18 protein-coding genes and 1 tRNA gene are annotated in these 19,148 nt (G+C 38.5%); 10 read left to right on the plus strand and 9 right to left on the minus strand.

Annotated elements, in window-relative coordinates:
- Nucleotides 1-520: 520 nt before the first annotated feature.
- The 5 genes from rlmN to ACTJKN_RS25080 form a co-directional block, all read right to left on the minus strand.
- The gene (gene rlmN, locus ACTJKN_RS25060) at nucleotides 521-1,576 is read right to left on the minus strand and encodes a 23S rRNA (adenine(2503)-C(2))-methyltransferase RlmN (protein WP_440828384.1); all 1,056 of its coding nucleotides are present in this window, start codon (nucleotides 1,574-1,576) and stop codon (nucleotides 521-523) included.
- A gap of 90 nt (nucleotides 1,577-1,666) precedes the next feature.
- Nucleotides 1,667-2,638, minus strand: a complete 972-nt coding sequence (gene rluF, locus ACTJKN_RS25065; protein ID WP_440828385.1) for a 23S rRNA pseudouridine(2604) synthase RluF — start codon at nucleotides 2,636-2,638, stop codon at nucleotides 1,667-1,669.
- Nucleotides 2,639-2,665: 27 nt separating this feature from the next.
- A complete protein-coding gene (locus ACTJKN_RS25070) occupies nucleotides 2,666-3,187 on the minus strand; it encodes an NADPH-dependent FMN reductase (protein WP_440828386.1) in 522 nt (173 codons plus the stop codon).
- A gap of 121 nt (nucleotides 3,188-3,308) precedes the next feature.
- Complete coding sequence (locus tag ACTJKN_RS25075) at nucleotides 3,309-3,869, minus strand: DinB family protein (RefSeq protein WP_440828387.1); 561 nt, start codon at nucleotides 3,867-3,869, stop codon at nucleotides 3,309-3,311.
- Between the two features lie 72 nt (nucleotides 3,870-3,941).
- Complete coding sequence (locus tag ACTJKN_RS25080; protein WP_440828388.1) at nucleotides 3,942-4,649, minus strand: helix-turn-helix transcriptional regulator; 708 nt, start codon at nucleotides 4,647-4,649, stop codon at nucleotides 3,942-3,944.
- 121 nt (nucleotides 4,650-4,770) lie between these two features.
- On the opposite strand from ACTJKN_RS25080, the gene ACTJKN_RS25085 reads away from it, so the two are divergent.
- A complete protein-coding gene (locus ACTJKN_RS25085; RefSeq protein WP_440828389.1) occupies nucleotides 4,771-7,248 on the plus strand; it encodes an ATP-binding protein in 2,478 nt (825 codons plus the stop codon).
- On the opposite strand, the gene ACTJKN_RS25090 is transcribed toward ACTJKN_RS25085, so the two are convergent.
- From ACTJKN_RS25090 to ACTJKN_RS25105, 4 genes are all read right to left on the minus strand, one after another.
- Nucleotides 7,249-8,580, minus strand: coding sequence for a sigma-54-dependent transcriptional regulator (locus ACTJKN_RS25090; RefSeq protein ID WP_440828390.1), 1,332 nt, complete (start codon nucleotides 8,578-8,580; stop codon nucleotides 7,249-7,251).
- A gap of 70 nt (nucleotides 8,581-8,650) precedes the next feature.
- Nucleotides 8,651-8,965 carry a hypothetical protein gene (locus tag ACTJKN_RS25095; RefSeq protein WP_057931901.1) on the minus strand — a complete coding sequence of 105 codons (315 nt, stop codon included), beginning with the start codon at nucleotides 8,963-8,965 and terminating at the stop codon, nucleotides 8,651-8,653.
- Between the two features lie 93 nt (nucleotides 8,966-9,058).
- Nucleotides 9,059-9,370 (minus strand): hypothetical protein, encoded by a 312-nt coding sequence (locus ACTJKN_RS25100; RefSeq protein ID WP_057931900.1) that lies wholly within the window; start codon nucleotides 9,368-9,370, stop codon nucleotides 9,059-9,061.
- Between the two features lie 86 nt (nucleotides 9,371-9,456).
- Entirely contained in the window at nucleotides 9,457-9,771 is a 315-nt protein-coding gene (locus tag ACTJKN_RS25105; protein ID WP_440828391.1) for a hypothetical protein, read from the minus strand.
- Between the two features lie 376 nt (nucleotides 9,772-10,147).
- Between ACTJKN_RS25105 and ACTJKN_RS25110 the strand changes: the two genes are divergently transcribed.
- From ACTJKN_RS25110 to ACTJKN_RS25150, 9 genes are all read left to right on the plus strand, one after another.
- Nucleotides 10,148-10,220 (plus strand) — tRNA-Thr (locus ACTJKN_RS25110).
- A gap of 120 nt (nucleotides 10,221-10,340) precedes the next feature.
- Nucleotides 10,341-11,507, plus strand: a complete 1,167-nt coding sequence (locus ACTJKN_RS25115) for an amidohydrolase family protein (protein ID WP_440828392.1) — start codon at nucleotides 10,341-10,343, stop codon at nucleotides 11,505-11,507.
- Nucleotides 11,508-11,719: 212 nt separating this feature from the next.
- Entirely contained in the window at nucleotides 11,720-12,676 is a 957-nt protein-coding gene (locus ACTJKN_RS25120; RefSeq protein ID WP_440828393.1) for an NAD(P)H-dependent flavin oxidoreductase, read from the plus strand.
- Nucleotides 12,677-12,726: 50 nt separating this feature from the next.
- Nucleotides 12,727-13,041, plus strand: coding sequence for an acylphosphatase (locus tag ACTJKN_RS25125; protein WP_440828394.1), 315 nt, complete (start codon nucleotides 12,727-12,729; stop codon nucleotides 13,039-13,041).
- Between the two features lie 78 nt (nucleotides 13,042-13,119).
- Complete coding sequence (locus ACTJKN_RS25130; RefSeq protein ID WP_440828395.1) at nucleotides 13,120-14,607, plus strand: oligosaccharide flippase family protein; 1,488 nt, start codon at nucleotides 13,120-13,122, stop codon at nucleotides 14,605-14,607.
- A 75-nt stretch (nucleotides 14,608-14,682) separates the two neighbouring features.
- Entirely contained in the window at nucleotides 14,683-15,114 is a 432-nt protein-coding gene (gene dut / locus ACTJKN_RS25135) for a dUTP diphosphatase (RefSeq protein ID WP_116248912.1), read from the plus strand.
- A gap of 54 nt (nucleotides 15,115-15,168) precedes the next feature.
- Entirely contained in the window at nucleotides 15,169-16,866 is a 1,698-nt protein-coding gene (locus ACTJKN_RS25140) for a tetratricopeptide repeat protein (protein ID WP_440828396.1), read from the plus strand.
- Nucleotides 16,844-17,635: a DUF4292 domain-containing protein gene (locus tag ACTJKN_RS25145; protein WP_440828397.1), complete on the plus strand. Its 792-nt coding sequence runs from the start codon at nucleotides 16,844-16,846 to the stop codon at nucleotides 17,633-17,635. Before ACTJKN_RS25140 ends, ACTJKN_RS25145 begins: the two co-directional genes overlap by 23 nt.
- Nucleotides 17,636-17,821: 186 nt before the next feature.
- Nucleotides 17,822-19,117, plus strand: coding sequence for a murein hydrolase activator EnvC family protein (locus ACTJKN_RS25150; RefSeq protein ID WP_440828398.1), 1,296 nt, complete (start codon nucleotides 17,822-17,824; stop codon nucleotides 19,115-19,117).
- Nucleotides 19,118-19,148 lie beyond the last annotated feature (31 nt).

The following is a 19,148-nucleotide window of genomic DNA, read 5'->3' on the forward strand; positions in this document are numbered from 1 at the left end:
GTACTGCGGTAACACGTGGGAGAGTAGGTCGGTGCCAAATATTAAAAGAAACCCTTCAGCAGAAATGCTCAAGGGTTTTCTTCGTTTATGGGCATTTTGTTCTGTACCCTTCACTTTTCCACCATTAGGGAGTGAATAAAAGTTAGGGGGCCTGATACCGGATATTCCCTAATGCCCTTAATCCCTTAATGGTGAAAGGAACTGTAACAGCGGTTATTTCTATCATTAAGGAGTTAAGATGAGTTAAGGGGTTGTTCCCGCAGATTACACTGATTTGCGCAGAGTATATTCATCAATCGTTTACACTTCAATCCCAGGTTCAATAGCCCTGATGGCAGCGGAAATCCCTTTTGGGCAGGGGTAGATTGTTTATCCCAAGGGTTTCCCAAAAGGATTGCAGCGGACAGCAGGACGGAACCCAACCTATATTTTACTGTTATTGCGCTCCAGATCATCAAAAAATTAATCTTCTGGATTATACTTAACAAATAATATTGAATAGCGTATTTAAAAGAAGAGATTAAGCGTTAGCTTCCTCTTTAACCGCTAACTGCCCGCAAGCGGCATCGATATCTTTACCACGGCTACGGCGGATATTGGTATTGATCCCCTGGCTTTTTAAATAATTGGAAAAAGCATCGATCTTATCGCCTTCTGCATTGGTGAAATCGGCGAAAGAAATAGGGTTATATTCGATCAGGTTTACCTTGCAGGGAATATGTTTACAGAATTTAGCTAAATCCATAGCATCCGAAATTTCATCGTTAAAATGATTAAAAACAATGTATTCGTAAGTTACCGGATTTTTAGTTTTAGCAAAATAATATTTTAGCGCATCGGCCAATGCTTTTAACGAGTTGGCCTCATTGATCGGCATAATCTCATTACGTTTTTTATCATCAGCAGCATGAAGCGAAAGTGCCAGATTAAATTTTGCACCATCATCGCCTAATTTCTTGATCATTTTAGCAATACCCGCAGTAGAAACCGTAATACGCTTATAACTCATGTTTAAGCCATCAGGAGCAGTGATACGCTCAATCGACTTCAGTACATTGGCATAATTTAACAGTGGCTCTCCCATGCCCATATACACGATATTGGTAAGCGGATTGTTATAGTTCTGTTTAGCCTGTTTATCGATCAATACTACCTGGTCATAAATTTCATCTGCGTTTAGATTACGCTTACGGTCCATGTAGCCAGTTGCACAGAACTTACAGGTTAAACTGCAACCTACCTGAGAACTTACGCAAGCGGTCATACGGTCTTCTAAAGGAATTAAAACCCCCTCTACAATATTACCGTCTGCTAACCTGAAAGTGTTTTTAATGGTATGGTCGTTACTGAACTGAGAATTGTTAACCTGAACAGCATTAATGGCAAAAGTTTCGTCCAATGCCTTACGAAGATCTTTAGAAAGATTGCTCATCTGCTCGAAACTCGTAGCCGATTTCTCCCAAAGCCATTGGTAAATCTGCTTAGCCCTAAATGCAGGCTGTTGCATCGCTACAAGGCGTTGTTGCAATTGAGGTAGATCTAATGCACGGATATCGGTTTTTTTTGCTGTTACCATTTGTTGCAAAGGTACTTAAAAAAGGTGTAAGGCAGAAAGGTAGAAGGTTGAGGGTGCCTGCAAGATGCCAAATTTTACAATTAATTAGCTTTATCTTCCTCTGCCTCTTGAGTTTGACTTGCTGATAGCCTTACCTTTGGCAGGCCTGGAATTTCTGTTCCCTGCATTGCTTTTACCTGTCGGTTTTGCTCCTGAATGACCTGCGCTCTTTTTTCCTGTTGATTTTGGGCCAGACGGCTTTGGTTTAAATGCCTTTTTTGGCTGTTCTTCTCTAAGTTCAGGGATTTCTTCCCAGGCATTTGCTTTTTTCTTAGTGCTTTTGGGCTTTATTTTGGCTTCGGATGATGAATTTTCAACACTTTTAGTGATGCTTTTCATCTCGTCTTCGGTAAGTTCTCTAAATTCTCCTGTAGGAATACCTTTTAAATTGATATTCATAATGCGGGTACGCTCTAGCTTGGTAACCTCGTAACCAAAATGCTCGCACATTCTACGGATCTGCCTGTTTAAGCCCTGAATTAAGATAATATTGAATACAAATGTGCTGATCTGCCTTACCTTGCATTTACGCGTATTCACCCCTAAAATCGGAACACCATTGCTCATTTCGAAAATAAAATCTTCAGTAATCGGTTTGTTTACCGTTACCACATATTCCTTTTCGTGTTTATTTCCTGCCCTTAAAATTTTGTTAACGATGTCGCCGTTGTTGGTTAGAAAGATCAGACCTGACGAATCTTTATCCAATCGGCCAATTGGGAATATCCTTTCGCTGTGGTTAACATAATCTACAATATTATCGCGTACGCTGCCTTCTGTCGTACTGGTAATGCCGACAGGCTTGTTAAAAGCCAATAGAATGAAATTACTTTCTTCTTTAGGTTCGATATTATGACCGTTTACCATCACTTTATCGCCTGCAAAAACCTGATCGCCTACTTTGGCCCTTTTTCCATTGATGAAAACTGTGCCCTTTTCGATATAACGGTCTGCTTCACGGCGTGAACATAATCCACTTTCACTGATGAATTTATTTAAACGGGTTGCAGAGTTATTGTTCATACTGCAATTTTACGGAAATAAATCGTGTTATCCATTCTCGATACTGGCAACAAATGAATCGATAGTGCTTTTGAGTGCTGTTAAAGTTTCCTTATCGGTAATTGCTGCCTCGTTATTAATCTTCGCTTTTGCAAATGAGATAAGCTGGGGCGATACCCTCGCTTCAATTACCGTTAAAATATCAATGATGGATCGATAAGCTTTTTCGCCTTGGGTTGAAGCAACAAGTGCTAAAACGGGTTTCCCAGAAAATGAGGCTGAACTTACAGTCCAATCGAGGAGGTTTTTTAACGACCCCGGTAAGCCCATTGCGTATTCTGGTGTAGAGATGATGATTCCATCTGCCTTTTTGATGATTGAGCGAAGCGCTTCGACGGGCTGTGGTGGATTTTCCTGGTCTAAATCAGGATTGAAATGTTGAATATTTGCAATGGATGGAAGGTTTGTTACCTCGAAGTTTCCACCCAAAAGCCTGGAGATGGCAGTTATGTAAAGTGCATTGGTTGATACTGCTTTCGTGCTTCCAGAGATTGCCAATATTTTTTTCATTGCTAAAAGTAGCAAAGCGGAAATGGAATGTCAAGGTAGTCTGGTAATCGTGTTGTCATTTCAAAACGGGCCGTCGAAACACACCAGGTTTCAACAGCCCATTCGAAAAAATTATTAACAACTAAAAGTTTTGATCGTCTGCACTTGGGCCATAGCTGCCTGGGATTGGGATATCCAACAATCTTAAGTAAACGCCTAACTGTGCCCTGTGGTGAGTAGTTTGGCTAAGTGAATGGCGGATGGTTTCGTATTTAGAATAATCTGCCAAAACCTGTTTGCCCATGCTCAACACCCAACGGCCATCTAGGTCTTCTTCTGTAGCTTTTTCCAATTCTGCTTTTCCCAGTGCATAATTTTCCGCTAGAATTTTAACCAGGTCATCGGCACTTTCTACAGGTTTTTCTACATAAGGTGCTGTTTCAAAATCCAGTCCATCAGTAGTTAAAGCCAGCGAAACCCAACTCGGCAGATCAGCAATATGAACCACAAGCGATTTCATTTTCATGCTTTTTTCGTGTGGTGCCCAGTCAAATTTATCTACAGGTACAATAGCCAGGAATTTTTTTGTCGTATTAAATTCGGCTTCTAACTCTTTCAATAATAATTTAATAATGTCCATATTTTTCTGTTTTGTTTTTTCTGCGGTATTTAAATCCATTAGTAGTAAATCGGCTATACTCATGATTTTGGTGTTTAGTTATACAAAGAAAATACAGCCCACTGACAACCCTATGGCAGTGTGAAAAATATTTTTTTAATAATTTACGGGAAGCAAGTGCATGTATTCACTTAACGGCATGTGCTGCGTTTTTTTGAAAGGAATACCTAAATTTTTAAGGCAGATGATCCGGGTGAGGTTAAAATCACGGTATTGATTCCGGTAATGGCACCAGGCAATTAAATGCCAGCTAAAAGCATAGAAAATCAATCCAATTGGTTCTACTTCTCGTCTGCTCACTTCCTCCTTATTGTTTTTATAATCGAGTTCGATCAGGTGTTTTTCGGCAATGGCGTGTTGAATAAGTGATAGGTATTCGAAGTTAAAATTTAATCTTTCAGGAATCTGCAATTTAATGTGCTGGTTCAAGGTTTCGAGCTTTTCCTTTTGTCCCGATTTTAATACCGCCTTTACTTTTGTCAGTGCTGTAGCGTAATGGGTACGGATAGAAATATCCGCAAATCCGTTCACCAAACTTTCAACCAATAGCAGTGCATTGGCTTCGTCCATATTAAAAGAAACTGGCGGCAGGAAATAACCCTGAACCAGATAATAGCCTTTATGCTGTTCAAAACTTACCGGTATTCCCTGTTCACCTAATGCTTTAATATCACGGTAAACCGTGCGTATGCTCATATCAAACCTTTCCGCAATTTTTTCTGCGGTAATGTATTTTCTGGATTGAAGCAGGGTTAAGATTCCGAAAAGTCGGTCGATACGGTTCATAGTTTGTTTTTTAGGCATTTAAAATTAAAGTTTTTTAATCAATTTTTCTTGTGGTACGTTATTTGTAAAAGATAAACACATATCAATTCTATAGGTTAAACCGTTATAATTAGGGTTTATCATACATAATCTAAATTAAATGGCTGCTATTATCCAAAAGCGTTTCTTCCGGGCAATAAAAAGTAAAGTAATTATAGGTTTCCTGTTCGCCTGTTTTGCATTGCTATTGGCATGGGGCATCAGCAAGTTTGCTTTTACGCGGATGCTGGATACCGTTGAAGAAATTTCGGCGCCAAACGACCGCTTAAGGATCGTAAATGATCTCTCACATAAGATTGCAAGATTAGATCAGTTACAAAGGGATGAAGCTTTCAATAAACAAGGAACCTATAGTTTTCTTAAAGAGTCGCGTAAGTTAAGGGCTAGTTTAGATACCTTACGTAAATTGTACAAGGGCGATTCCGCTCAGTTGGCCAGGATAAAGTCGATCAAGAATCTGTTAACCGACCGGGATAAACAATTTATCAATTATTTAAAAGTGAGAGAAACGTTGGTGAATACCAAATCGTTCTCTAATGAGGTTCAGAAATTAAATGAACTGGTTGCTACACGTACCAGGCAGACGGACAGTGCGGTACTGACCACCGAGACAACTACATCGACCACTACGGTTGCACCTGAAGAAGAACAGAAATCGAGAGGTTTTTTAAGTAAACTGTTTGGCAAGAAGAAATCTGATGTATATAAAATTATTAATGAGGAGTTTAAGGTAAAGCGCGATACGCTGAATGCTAAAGCTGAAGATAGCATTATGAAGAGCATGACGGGGGCCTTAAAAAACATAGAACTGGAGCAACGTCAGAAAAGTCAGAAATTTTTAAAACGCGAAGCAGACCTATCAAATGCCAGTAATGCCCTGACAGCACAGATGCTACAGATTTTAAGAGAAGTGGAGGGTGAGGCAGTGGCCCAGGTAGATTTAAACGGTATTCAGGCCAAAGAAGTAGTTAATGACGGGATTACGCAGATTACAACCATTATTATTATCTTTTTTCTTTTAACGGTTATTCTGCTGTATTTGATTTTAGCTGACATTACAAAAAGCAACAGGTACAGAAGGGCATTGGAGCTTGCTAAAGATGAGGCCGAATACCATGGTAAGGCTAAGCAACGGTTCCTATCGAACATGAGCCATGAGATCAGAACGCCACTACAGTCTATTTTAGGCTACGCCGAGCTGATTACCCAGCAGGATGTACCGAACAAAAAAGATGTGGATGCCATTTATCAATCTTCCATTCATTTACTTCAAATTGTGAACGAGGTATTAGATTATAACCGGATTATTTCGGGCGAATTTAGTTTTAATAACCAGGTGTTCAACATCAAAAAAGCTTTAGATGAGGTAGTTTCGGTAATGCGGCCTTTGGCAGAACAGAAATCACTTCAGTTAAATACATCACTTGATCTTGCCGATCTGGAATTTGTAAAAGGCGATGCTTTTAGGTTAAAGCAGATTTTATTTAACTTATTGGGTAACGCTGTAAAATTTACATTGAGAGGCGAAATTAAACTTTCGGTATCGTATAAAAAGCAAGGTGATGCTCTGCATTTCCATTTTACTATAAAAGATACCGGAATTGGGTTTGAAGAAAAGGATATTCCTAAAATCTTTAATGAATTTGAGCAGATAGAATCTCCTGAAAAATACATCATTAATCAGGCTGGTACAGGTTTGGGACTGCCTATTGTTAAATCTTTGATCGAAACGCAAGGCGGAAGAATTTATGTAAAAAGTAAACCAGGCATTGGTACTACATTTAATATTTACATGAAATATGAAAATACCAGTGAGCGTGTAAACGATGCTTTGGATTTGGAACATTTTGCAATTGTAAACCCAGGCACGGTTTGGGTAATTGATGATGATAAACTCATTCTAGATTTATGTGGAATGATTTTTCAGAAAAACAACATCCCGTTTAGAAGCTTTACCCAGGTGGCCGATATCTTACACGCAGCACCTGAGCCAGATTTAAAATACGTGCTGGTTGATATGCGTATGCCTGAAATGACAGGATTCGAACTTTGCCATTTGTTAAAGAAGAAACTACCGGGGCACATTAAATTTTACGCCATTACCGCACAGGTTTTACCCGAAGAACGCGAAATGGTTTTGAGTGAGGGCTTTGATGGACTGATAATGAAACCGTTTAGGGCTGTAGATATTCTATCTATATTTGATAGAACTGAAATTTTAACGGAACAGCCTGAATTCGATTTTTCTTCCATTGAGAAAATGACTTTTGGCGACCACCAAATGCTGGAAAAAATATTGAACCGTTTTAAACAGGATTCTATAGATGATGCTGCAGCGTTGAAAAAACATTTGATCGATAATGACCCAGATCAGGCCAGGTTATTGGTTCATCGCCTTGCAGGGCGCACGGCGCAAATGGGTTCGAAGACTTTGGCAGGCGCATTCCGCACCCTGGAATTAGAAATTGCCGAAAAAGGCTTAACCAGCAATATTAAATCTGAAGTTTTATTACAGATCAGAAAACTGGATAGCTTAATTGCCTTTATGGAGGAAATCGATTACGCCAATGCCGGATAATTATTCTATACCGTAACGCTCCATCTTGGCATAAAGGGTTTTACGGTCGATGTTTAAAATCTTAGCGGCTTTTGATTTGTTATGTCTCACTTTGATCAACGTTTCAGTAATCAACGCTTTTTCATTCTGTTCGTTTACTGCTTTAAGGTCGGATGAATTACCCGGAGCTGACTGGTGATGGACAGAGATCATCATTTCATCAGGTAATGCGCCAATCTGGGCAACATCGCCTGGGCTTAATAAAACCATACGTTTAATCACATTGCTAAGCTCCCGCAAATTTCCCGGCCAATCGTAACTAAGCAAAAGTGCTTTTGCCTCACTAGAAACACTTTTTACATTTCGTTGTAAATCGCGGTTTGAAAGCTGTATAAAGTGGTTGATAAACAGTTCTAAATCTCCGCCTCTATCTCTCAAGGGCGGAAGCTGGATTTTGAATTCATTTAAACGATGATATAAATCTTCTCTAAACTCGCCCTGTTGCATACTATTGGCGAGATCATCATTGGTAGCCGTAATGATGCGAACATTAACCGGGATTTGTTTGGTACTGCCCAAAGGCTGGATTACCCTTTCTTGCAAGGCCCTCAGTAATTTAATCTGCACTTCGTAACTTAGGTTACCTACTTCATCTAAAAATAGTGTTCCGCCATTTGCGGCCTCAAATTGGCCTTTTTTGTCATTTAAAGCGCCTGTAAAAGCACCTTTTACGTGCCCGAATAATTCGCTGGCGGCTAAGTCTTTCGATAATGCCCCGCAATCTATTGCTACGAAAGGTTTATCGGCACGCTTGCTTTGCTGGTGCAGGGTTCTGGCGGCAAATTCTTTTCCTGTACCGCTTTCGCCCTGTATAATTACCGACATGTCTGTTGGGGCTACCAAACTGATGTGCTCATACAATTTATCTGCAACTGCACTTTTCCCTTTTATAAAATCACTGTTTGTTTCTTTTGGTTCAACACTTTTTAAATCCTTTTTAGCTAAAGAATTTTTGATCACCATGAGTAATTCATCTGGATTAACCGGCTTGGTAATATAATCAAAAGCACCCAATTGAATAGATCTGACCGCAGTCCGAACATCATTAAAACTGGTCATGATGATTGCAGGTATGGATAGACCCAGATCACGAATGTGGCTAAGCACTTCTAGACCTGTCCCATCAGGCAGACGGTAATCGATTAGAAGTAAGTCGAATTCATTGTTTTCAACTTGCTTAAATGATTGCTTTACTTGGGTTACAAGGGTAATCTCATGACCGTTTTTTGTTAAAAAACCTTCAAGTAATTGAGCAAATGTAGTATCGTCTTCTAAGATCAGGATTCTCGCCATGTAACAAAAATAAGAAAAGCCGGACATAATCCGGCTTTCTTATAATAGGTAGATGTAATTATTTGGGTTTTTATTGTACTGGCTTACCGTCTTTATCAATTTTAACCGAACCAGTTTCTGCTTCTTTTTTAACATTGATTAAGTAGTATTCCTTTGTTCCTTCTTTAACAGACCAGGCTTCAGTAGCAGTCCATCCTTTATAAGCATCAGATTTTAATGCTGTTGTAACTGGAGCAGGAAGTTCTTCCAATTTAACCGGAGTTTTTACTGCGCTATCTTGAACTGCAACAATTGCAGCATTTTTGATTGTATTTACCTCACTTGCCTGTACTGCTGAGAATCCTGCAAAAGCTAAGAACGCAGCTGATAAAATTAATTTTTTCATGATATTATTTTTTAGATAGTATTATTTTAGTTTATGCGCAGCCCGAAGGCCACGCTTATATTGATTATGCCTGTGCGGCGTATTTATTTGAGATTATTGTACTGGCTTACCGTCTTTGTCGATTTTAACTGAACCAGTTTCTGCTTCTTTTTTAACATTAATTAAATAATATTCTTTCGTACCTTCTTTAACAGAGAAAGCTTCAGTAGCGGTCCAGCCTTTGTATGCATCCGATTTTAATGCGGTGGTTACTGGTGCAGGAAGTTCTTCCAATTTAACCGGAGTTTTTACTGCACTATCTTGAACTGCAACAATTGCAGCATTTTTAATTGTATTTACTTCACTTGCTTGAACTGCTGTGAAACCTGCGAATGCTAAAGTAGCGGCTAAAATGATCTTTTTCATGATATATAATTTAAAGTGTTTGTAACTTGCGTTACTTTAATATGCTTGTTAATTATTTAATTATGGAGCGAATATTTTTGTGTTGATTATTGAACAGGTTTACCGTCTTTGTCAATTTTAACAGAATTTGTTTCTGCTTCTTTTTTAACGTTGATTAAGTAATACTCTTTTGCTCCTTCTTTCACAGACCAAGCTTCAGTAGCGGTCCATCCTTTGTAAGCATCAGATTTTAGTGCTGTTGTTACTGGCTCAGGAAGTTCTTCCAATTTAACTGGAGTTTTCACTGCGCTATCTTGAACTGCAACAATCGCAGCATTTTTGATTGTATTTACTTCACTTGCCTGTACTGCTGAGAATCCTGCTAATGCTAATACTGTTGCTGCTAAAACGAACTTTTTCATAGTATATATTTTAAAATTTAATTTGTGTAACGATACTTGCTAATATTTCACAATGATGCCAAACCACTAATTTTGTTTAACTGTCTGTTTTTTAGATATTTATGTGTGTGCCAGGATTTTGGCATTGTAGAGCTTCTCCACACTTTGTGGTGAATGACTACAAGTTTGCCGTTATTTTTTTCATAATTGGAAATGCTGATTGCCTGTAAAGCGTTCTTGTGCCGTCAGATGTTATCATCTGGCGGATTTTGAAAATTCTCTGGAATTCCTTTAGCTGTCAGATGCTAATATCTGACAGCACACTAAATATTTTCAAAAAAATAATTTTCAATTTTCAAAAAAGAAGATTTTTTTCTATCATTGCAGCCCGATTAAAGCCTCCTTAGCTCAGCTGGTAGAGCAACTGACTTGTAATCAGTAGGTCATTGGTTCGATTCCGATAGGAGGCTCTTTTTCTTTCCCTTTTCTAATTTCTTAAGAAATTAAATCAAAAATCATTTTATCATCAAAATAGGTCAGGCACATAAAAATATTTTTTATTTGCTCCGGTTATTCCGCTAATTTGCGGTATGTTAAAATACTTTTCAGCCGATTGGATTTTCCCCGTTTCATCACCACCGATTAAAAACGGAGTGGTAGTCGTAAATCCAGATGGTGAAATTGAAGAAGTGTTAACCCAGGAAGAGGCCATGAGTCTTGGTTTAGCCATTACGAAACATAAAGGCTCAATCGTTCCGGGTTTTATCAATACCCACTGCCATTTAGAACTCTCGCACATGTTGGGGCAAATTCCCGAGCAAACGGGTTTGGTAGAATTTGTACAAAGTATTATTAAAAGCAGGCAGGGCGATATAGAAGAAATTAAAACGGCTATGTACGCTGCTGATCGGAAAATGTTCGAAAACGGGATTGTAGCCGTTGGCGATATTTCCAACCAAATTTCATCAATAGAAGTAAAAGAGCATAGCAAAATATATTATCACACCTTTATAGAGGTCATGGGTTTTAATCCTGGACGGGCAAATGCGATAATGGATGATGTAAAGAAAATTAAGCACACTTTTGGCACTTTGCCCACCTCCATTGTACCACATGCACCATATTCGGTATCGCCTGAATTATTCGGATTGATAAAAGTGGAAGCCGAAAAAGATAATGCTTTTATCAGTATTCATAACCAGGAAACGAAAGATGAAAATGCTTTCTTCGAAAATAAATCAGGTGGATTTTTAGCGCTATACAAATTTCTAGGACTCGATATTTCTTTTTTTGCACCCACAAAAAAAACATCGTTACAAACTTGGTTACCATATATAAAGGAGCAGAAAACTTTGTTGGTGCACAATACTGTTTCTAGTAGAGCCGATATCGCCTTTGCAAAAGAAAACAACAATAATTTATATTGGTGCCTTTGTCCGCAGGCTAATTTATATATCGAAAATGCTTTACCCGACGTTGACCTGCTAATTGAAGAAAATGTAAAGATTACCTTGGGAACGGATAGCTTAGCTAGCAACCATCAACTTAATATCCTGTCAGAAATGATCACCTTGCAGAAATACAAGCAGGTTACTTTTGAGAAACTGTTGAGCTGGGCAACTATAAATGGAGCCGAATTTTTGGAGCTTGATCAGCAAATTGGGACAATAGCGGTTGGTAAAAAGCCAGGATTGAATCTAATCCAGCTGTCCGCTGATTTTAAGATTGAAAGCGATCAGGTAAAGCGGTTGATTTAATATCTGGATATTATACATTAGTTATTTCTTTATCAATCTTAAAAAGTGTGTTTAAAGCATGATCTGTTCTCATGATAAATTTTAATGCCATTTAGCTTTTTCACATTAGAAATGTGATATTTTGAGGTTAAGTGCTTTAAAGTTGTACAGGGTATTCTCAGGATAGCAGATATTTCCTAATTTGTCACTCATTTATAAAGTAAATATTTTCAATGAATCCAATCTGTAAACTTTTCAATATTAAATACCCTATTATTCAGGCTGGAATGGTTTGGTGCAGTGGCTGGAGGTTGGCATCGGCAGTTTCCAATGCAGGAGGCCTTGGCATTATTGGAGCGGGTTCAATGTATCCTGATGTTTTAAGATCGCATATCCAGAAATGCAGGTTAGCTACCGATAAACCCTTTGGCGTTAATATTCCATTGCTCTATCCCAATATTCAGGAAATTATAGATGTGGTAATTGAAGAGAAAGTTGAAATTGTATTTTCTTCCGCAGGTAACCCTGCCACATGGACCAGTTTTTTAAAGGAAAAGGATATTACCGTTGTTCATGTAATAGCGAATACAAAATTTGCGATAAAAGCGCAGGAAGCTGGCGTTGATGCTATTGTTGCTGAAGGCTTTGAAGCAGGTGGACATAACGGTAGAGAAGAAACCACCACCATGTGTTTAATTCCGATGATAAGGGATGCTGTTAAAATTCCGGTCATTGCAGCTGGTGGCATTGCGAGTGGAAAAGCCATGCTGGCCGCATTTGTCTTAGGTGCTAATGCCGTTCAGATCGGTTCGGCTTTTGCTGTTGCAGAAGAATCATCTGCCCATCCGGCATTTAAAAATAAAATTATTGCTGCTGCAGAAGGCGATACTAAACTGGCCATGAAAAAACTGGTTCCGGTGCGGTTGCTGAAAAATGAATTTGCCGATGCAATATCGGTAGCAGAAGCTGAAGGTGCAGATCGAGGCCGCTTAATGGAGCTTTTGGGCAGAGCAAGGGCAAAAGCAGGGATGTTTGAAGGCGACATGGAAAATGGTGAACTCGAAATCGGTCAGGTTTCAGCTATGCTGGATGAAATTAAACCCGCAAAAGAAATCCTGGAAGAAATATGGTCAGATTTTAGAGGCGAATTGCAAAGATTTAACAGTTTAACAAGCGAATTGGGCTTATGAACATAGGGATACACAATTGCTTTACTAACTTTGCAACAATAAATTTTAGCATGAGCGAAAAAAATATAAAGTCTCCACAAGGGGATTTAGGGGTAAAACACCTCAATATAACAATAACAGGTAAAGTGCAGGGCGTTGGCTTCAGAGAAACCACAAAAATTATTGCCAATCAAATGATGGTAACCGGTTTTGTAAGGAACGAAAAGGACGGATCGGTTTATATTGAAGCAGAAGGCGAAAATGTTTTTCTGGAAGAATTTGTAAACTGGTGCCACGAAGGGCCAGATCGCTCGCGGGTAGAAAATGTAGCGGTAAGCGATGGTGAAGTAAAAAACTATCGTAATTTTGAAATCTTAAGAAAATAAATTGCTGAATTGTTGGATTGCTATATTGTTCCGCTAAGGAGCCTATCTCAATACGCAGTACTCAAATCTCAATCATAAATGTCTGTATATAAAAAGTTTCTTGGGCAAACCATGGTTTATGGTATCAGTACCATTGCCTCACGGTTACTCAATTTCATATTAACACCAATATTTACCAGGAGTTACGGTGCAAGTGCATTAGGTGTTTTTACCAAAATGTATGCTTATGCATCTATGACAAATGCTATACTGGCCTTTGGAATGGAGACTACTTTTTTTCGGTATCTCAATAAACATGAAGATAAAAAACAGCAGGTTTATAACAATTCTTTCCTGATCGTTGCCTTTATATCCATACTGTTTTTAATTACAGGCCTTGTTCTTACCGAACCGATCACCAAATGGTTGTTAAACAGCAATATGTCGCACTATCAGGATCAAAAAAGATATGTGCAGTATTTTCTTTGGCTCTTGTTTTCGGATGCCATCTGTGTAATTCCCTTTGCGAGGATCAGGGCTGATGGAAAGCCTTTTAGGTATAGCATCATTAAATTTGTAAATATCTTAAGTTATGTGCTCTTAAGTCTGTTTTTTATTTATGGTATTCCACTGATCATTAAACACGATTTGCCCGGTGCGGCGTTCTTTCAAAGTTGGTTTCGTGATAAGTGGGTTGGCTATGTATTTATTGCCAATCTGGTAGCTAGTGCCTTAACCTTTTTGCTTTTAGTGCCAGAATTTTTAAAGGTTCAGTTTAGATTTGACCGTGATTTATTTAAAAAAATGCTTTCTTACAGCTGGCCTGTCCTGATCGCAAATTTATCTTTCATCGTTAATGAAAATCTGGACAAAATACTTTTGGATAGATACACAACTGAAGCAGAAGTAGGTATTTATGGTGCTGTTTGCAAGCTGGCTATATTCCTGAGTATTTTCAATATGGCTTTTAGATTGGGGGCAGAACCGTTTTTCTTCAGCTATGCCAAAAATGAAAACGCAAAGGTTACTTATGCAAAAATTCTGGAGTACTTTGTAATTGCACTTTCCATTCTTTTTGTGGCGCTCACTGCAAATATCGAAATCCTGAAATACTTTATTAGCCGGGATGCAAAACACCTGGCCGAGTATTGGGTAGGTTTGCCTGCAGTTCCTTATTTACTGATGGGATACGTATGTTTAGGTATTTATATGAACCTTTCTATTTGGTATAGATTGTCTGATCAAACCAGGTTTGGATTGTATATTTCTTTAATCGGGGCCTTTATCACCATTGTATTCAATATCATACTGATCCCAAAATTTAGTTATATGGGTTCTGCCTGGGTTTCGATGGCAACCTATGGAACGATGATGATTATTTCGTATATCCTAGGGCAAAAATATTACCCGATCCCGTATAACCTTAAAAAGATTTTATCCTACTTAGTCATTTCGATCATATTGGTATTCTCTTCGTTTTTTGTATTCCATAGAAACATTTATATTGGTAATGCCATGTTGATTGTTTTTGTTGCAGGCATTGCCTATTTCGAAAAGAATGATTTAATGAAAATACTAAAAAGGTAAACGGCTAAAAGGTTTAGGGTTTAAGGCTTCTGGTTTTGTCTAAAATCTAGCATCTCCAATCTCATATCTAATAAAATGGAAATAAAAATTATCAATACATCGGAGCACCCACTTCCACAATATGAAACTGCACATGCGGCTGGTATGGATCTGAGGGCATCAATAATAGAAGAAATGATATTGAAACCTTTGCAGCGCTTATTGGTGCCAACGGGTTTGTTTATTGAGTTGCCGATTGGTTACGAAGCACAGATCAGACCCAGAAGCGGCTTGGCCTATAAGCATGGTATTAGCATTGTAAATGCACCAGGTACAATTGACGCCGATTACCGTGGTGAAATAAAAGTTTTATTGGTAAATTTATCAGATACAGATTTTAAAATCGTTAATGGCGATAGAATTGCACAAATGGTTGTGGCAAAACACGAAACCGTTAGCTGGCAAACTGTTGAACAATTAGGAGAAACTGCACGCGGCGAAGGTGGTTATGGGCATACGGGAAAATAAGTTTGGAGTTCACAGTTTTCAGTTTGGAGTTAATTTTTGGATGAATAAAATGATATGAAATACAAAGTACATTTTCTTGTTGGAGCTACTTTAATGAGCGTCCAGGCTTTTGGGCAGGGAACGGTTACGCCAAGTACCAATCGCGATAGCAATATGGTAAAACAATTGTTTTTTGCGGGCCTACGGGAGAAAATGTCTGAAAATTATGTTGTTGCCTCTACCAATTTCAATAAAATTGTTGGTTTAGATCCGAATAACCATGCAGCCTATTTTGAGCTTGCCAATGCAAACCTGCGTTTAGATAAACTTTCGGAAGCTGAACAGCACATAAAACAGGCAATTAAATTAAACGCCGGCAATTTATGGTACTGGCGCTTACTCGGTGAGGTATACAAGCGCACCAATAAAATGCCCGAACTCATTGAGGTTTTTAATCAGTTGATCCGCCTCGATCCTGAAAACGATGCCTATTATTTTGATAAAGCCAATGCGCAGTTCTTAAGCAATCAACTTGACGCTACAAAAAAGACCTATGATGAAATTCAGGCTAAATTTGGCGAATCAAGAGATCTGGTTAATGCCAGAAAACGTTTGCAATCTAACGGCAATGCCACTGAAAGTGATATTGTTAAATTACTGGAAGGCAATCAGGCTGATGTAAAGAACTATTTATATGCTGCAGGTTTGCTTTTGCAGAAAGGAAATGATCCGGAAGCATTAAAGGTATTAACCAAAGCCCAGCAGCTCGAACCCAATAATTTTGAGGTAAACCTGGCTTTGGCCGATATTTACCGCAAGCAGAAAAATGATGAAGCTGCATTTTCTTCCTTAAAATTGGCTTTCGAAAGCAATGAAATGCCACTTACTGAAAAGGTGAAGATTATCGCCGCACTTTTCCCGAAACTTAACCAACCCATTGTCGCCAAAAATGTAACTGAACTAAGTAAACTGGTTGCAGAAAAAAATCCGGCTGATGCAAAAGCATTGGCTCTTTATGGCGATGTACTTTATCAGCAGAACCACTTAAAAGAAGCATTGGCCCAATATCAGGCTGCTTTAAAACTCAACGAACAGGTTTATGTAGTTTGGGAGCAGGTTATTAATATCCAAACACTGCTCGGGCACTATGATGAAGCCATAAAGGTTGGCGATGAGGCTTTAAGCATTTATCCCAATCAGGCCAGCTTATATTATTATATGGCTTATGCCCTGTTTAAAACAGGTAAATACGAGCCTGCTCAAAGCAATTTAAAAAGCTCCTTACAGTTGGATGTGGAGAATAAAAGCCTGCAGGCGCAGATTTATGCACTACAGGGCGATATCTACATCAATCAGAATAATTTTGCCCTGGCTAAAACAGCTTTCGAGAAAGCCATTTCAACAGAGCCCGATAATTATCTCATCATGAATAATTATGCCTATTATTTGGCGTTAAGAAATGACGACTTAACCAAGGCGGCAAAATATGCAGAAACAGCGGCCAATGCCATGCCTAATAATCCTTCAATTGTAGATACTTATGCCTTTATTCTGTTTAAACAGCAAAAATACGATCTGGCCAAAACATGGATCGAAAAGGCTTTGCAAAACAATAGCAGTAAAAACGGTGTTTACCTGGAGCGATATGGCGATATACTTTTTATGAAAGGTGAAAAGGATGCTGCATTAATCCAATGGCAAAAAGCAAAAGAGGCTGGAAACGGATCAGAAGTATTAATTAAAAAGATAAATGAAAAGAAGTATTTTAAATAGCGCATTCCTGTTAGGAACTGTAATTTTTGTTTCGGCATGTAAACCTAAAAAAGAAATTGTAGTGGCTCCTCCCACCAAAACAGAAACCAAAACTGATAATTCGAAAGCAGAGGCCTTAACACTACTAAATAGCAAACAACTTAAATTTAATACACTTTCTTTAAAAGCAAAAGCCACTTTAGATATTGCCGGTGATGTGAACGATGTAACCATGAATTTCCGAATGAAAGACAAGGAAACCATTTGGGTTAGTATTACGGCTCTAGGTGGGGCATACGAGCCAGCAAGAGCATTGATTACGCCAGATAGCATTAAAATTATGAACAGGGCAAAAAGTGAATATCTAAAAAAACCTTTCAGCTATATTTATAACTTCACCAACAAACAGGTTAATTTTAACACCTTGCAATCCATTTTAACGGGCAATGCCATGGGTGAGTTTTTAACAACAGAATCAGATGTTAAACAGGAAAATGGTGTTTGGGTAGTTTCGGGAAGCAAATCGGAGTTAGACTATAAATTACTTTTTAACACACTGTTTAAAGTAGCTGAAACCAATTTAAATGACGTTAAAAACGGTCAGGCGCTAAAAGTTACCTATACCGACTATCAGAAATTGAACGAATCTTTATTCCCTAGTGCGTTGCAGATCAAAACACTATCTAAAGCAAAGCGTATAAACATCGACCTACAGTTTGTAAAAATTGATGGCAATGTTCCGGTCGATTTTCCGTTTAATGTACCAAAGAGATTTACGGTTGTAAAGTAGGATTAAAAACTACATTCACATATGCTATCAATAATTTGCCAGGTTAGGTACAGGATTAGTATAGCGGCTCTGGCAATCTTTGTTATGTATGAAGATTGAGTGAAGACAGTTCTGTAATAAGCAATTATGACTTTAGTATCTCGATTTTAATATTTTTTACTACAAAATTTTTATACTTTTGGCTTAATGAAGCTACAAAAACTCCTATTTATCCTTTTTTTAAGCGTGTTAACCCTTTCGGCGGTTGCACAAACTGAAAGCCAGCTCAGAAGGAAAAAAGAAGCTATACAACGCGAAATTGAACAGCTTCAAAAGAATTTGAATAAAACTGCAAGTGGTAAAAAGCTTACTATCCAGCAGATTAATACGATTAATGCACAGATCAGGCTGCGCCAGGATAAAATCGGTACAATCAATTCTGAAATAAAAAATCTCGATAACCAAATCTCTCAGAACACAAATACCGTACATACGTTACAAGGTCAGTTGGGTGATCTTAAAAAAGAGTATGCGGGGATGATCCGCTTTGCACAGCGCAACAGAAATTCGTACGATAAAATGATGTTCATTTTTGCGGCAAAGGATTTTAACCAGGCATATAAAAGAATAAAGTATTTGCAGCAGTTTAGTCAATACCGTAAAAAACAGGCCGGATACATTGAAAATACACAGCAAGACCTGAACGGCAAGATTAAAGTCCTGGATAAAACACTCAGAGAAAAAAGTGATCTGTTGAAGGAACAGGAAAGAGAGCGTGAGCGTTTAAGTAAAGATAAAAGTAAACAATCAGTAGAGTTAAACAAACTGAGCAAGGACGAAAAACAGTTTAAACAGGATATTAACAGTCGTAAAAAACAACAAGCCCAGATAGACAGGGCCATTAGTGCTGCCATTCAGCGGGCAATTGAAGAAGCGAGAAGGAAAGCCGCAGAAGAGGCAAGAAGAAAAGCGGCTGAGGAAGCACGGATTGCGGCGGCAAAAGCCAAGGCTGAAAATAGACCTGTACCTACTGCACCAGCTACACCAACCGCTAAAGCAAAATCGACAGGAGAATTGCTTACTGCAACACCTGAGGCAGCCAGATTATCGGCGGGTTTTGAAAATAACAGAGGAAGGTTACCTTGGCCTGTAGCAACAGGAACAATAACCGAAAGGTTTGGTTTACATAAGGTCGACCAGGCAAGTTATACCAACGATGGAGTAGATATCACCACAAGTGATGGGGCAACTGTTAGAAGTATATTTGCAGGTAAGGTTGTTATGGTGCAAAATATTATGGGCAGAACTGCTGTAGTAATTAACCATGGTGAGTACTTTACAGTGTACCAAAACTTAAGATCAGTTAGTGTGAGTGTGGGTAATTTAGTTGAAACCAAACAGTCTATTGGGATTGTGGCAAATACAGGTGACGACGCCATTTTAAAATTCCAGATTAGAAGAGGCCAGGGAACTTTAAATCCTGAAGCCTGGATTAGTAAATAAACTTAAGACAAGTTAAAATGTCTATATTTGT

It is taken from the genome of Pedobacter sp. 22163 (assembly GCF_052045595.1).
GTDB lineage: Bacteria > Bacteroidota > Bacteroidia > Sphingobacteriales > Sphingobacteriaceae > Pedobacter.

Bases quoted from the DNA above. Each gene is read 5' to 3' on its own strand.
- rlmN (WP_440828384.1), bottom strand. From the start codon at position 1,576: ATGGTAACAGCAAAAAAAACCGATATCCGTGCATTAGATCTACCTCAA.
- rluF (WP_440828385.1), bottom strand. From the start codon at position 2,638: ATGAACAATAACTCTGCAACCCGTTTAAATAAATTCATCAGTGAAAGT.
- ACTJKN_RS25070 (WP_440828386.1), bottom strand. From the start codon at position 3,187: ATGAAAAAAATATTGGCAATCTCTGGAAGCACGAAAGCAGTATCAACC.
- ACTJKN_RS25075 (WP_440828387.1), bottom strand. From the start codon at position 3,869: ATGAGTATAGCCGATTTACTACTAATGGATTTAAATACCGCAGAAAAA.
- ACTJKN_RS25080 (WP_440828388.1), bottom strand. From the start codon at position 4,649: ATGCCTAAAAAACAAACTATGAACCGTATCGACCGACTTTTCGGAATC.
- ACTJKN_RS25085 (WP_440828389.1), top strand. From the start codon at position 4,771: ATGGCTGCTATTATCCAAAAGCGTTTCTTCCGGGCAATAAAAAGTAAA.
- ACTJKN_RS25090 (WP_440828390.1), bottom strand. From the start codon at position 8,580: ATGGCGAGAATCCTGATCTTAGAAGACGATACTACATTTGCTCAATTA.
- ACTJKN_RS25095 (WP_057931901.1), bottom strand. From the start codon at position 8,965: ATGAAAAAATTAATTTTATCAGCTGCGTTCTTAGCTTTTGCAGGATTC.
- ACTJKN_RS25100 (WP_057931900.1), bottom strand. From the start codon at position 9,370: ATGAAAAAGATCATTTTAGCCGCTACTTTAGCATTCGCAGGTTTCACA.
- ACTJKN_RS25105 (WP_440828391.1), bottom strand. From the start codon at position 9,771: ATGAAAAAGTTCGTTTTAGCAGCAACAGTATTAGCATTAGCAGGATTC.
- ACTJKN_RS25115 (WP_440828392.1), top strand. From the start codon at position 10,341: ATGTTAAAATACTTTTCAGCCGATTGGATTTTCCCCGTTTCATCACCA.
- ACTJKN_RS25120 (WP_440828393.1), top strand. From the start codon at position 11,720: ATGAATCCAATCTGTAAACTTTTCAATATTAAATACCCTATTATTCAG.
- ACTJKN_RS25125 (WP_440828394.1), top strand. From the start codon at position 12,727: ATGAGCGAAAAAAATATAAAGTCTCCACAAGGGGATTTAGGGGTAAAA.
- ACTJKN_RS25130 (WP_440828395.1), top strand. From the start codon at position 13,120: ATGTCTGTATATAAAAAGTTTCTTGGGCAAACCATGGTTTATGGTATC.
- dut (WP_116248912.1), top strand. From the start codon at position 14,683: ATGGAAATAAAAATTATCAATACATCGGAGCACCCACTTCCACAATAT.
- ACTJKN_RS25140 (WP_440828396.1), top strand. From the start codon at position 15,169: ATGAAATACAAAGTACATTTTCTTGTTGGAGCTACTTTAATGAGCGTC.
- ACTJKN_RS25145 (WP_440828397.1), top strand. From the start codon at position 16,844: ATGAAAAGAAGTATTTTAAATAGCGCATTCCTGTTAGGAACTGTAATT.
- ACTJKN_RS25150 (WP_440828398.1), top strand. From the start codon at position 17,822: ATGAAGCTACAAAAACTCCTATTTATCCTTTTTTTAAGCGTGTTAACC.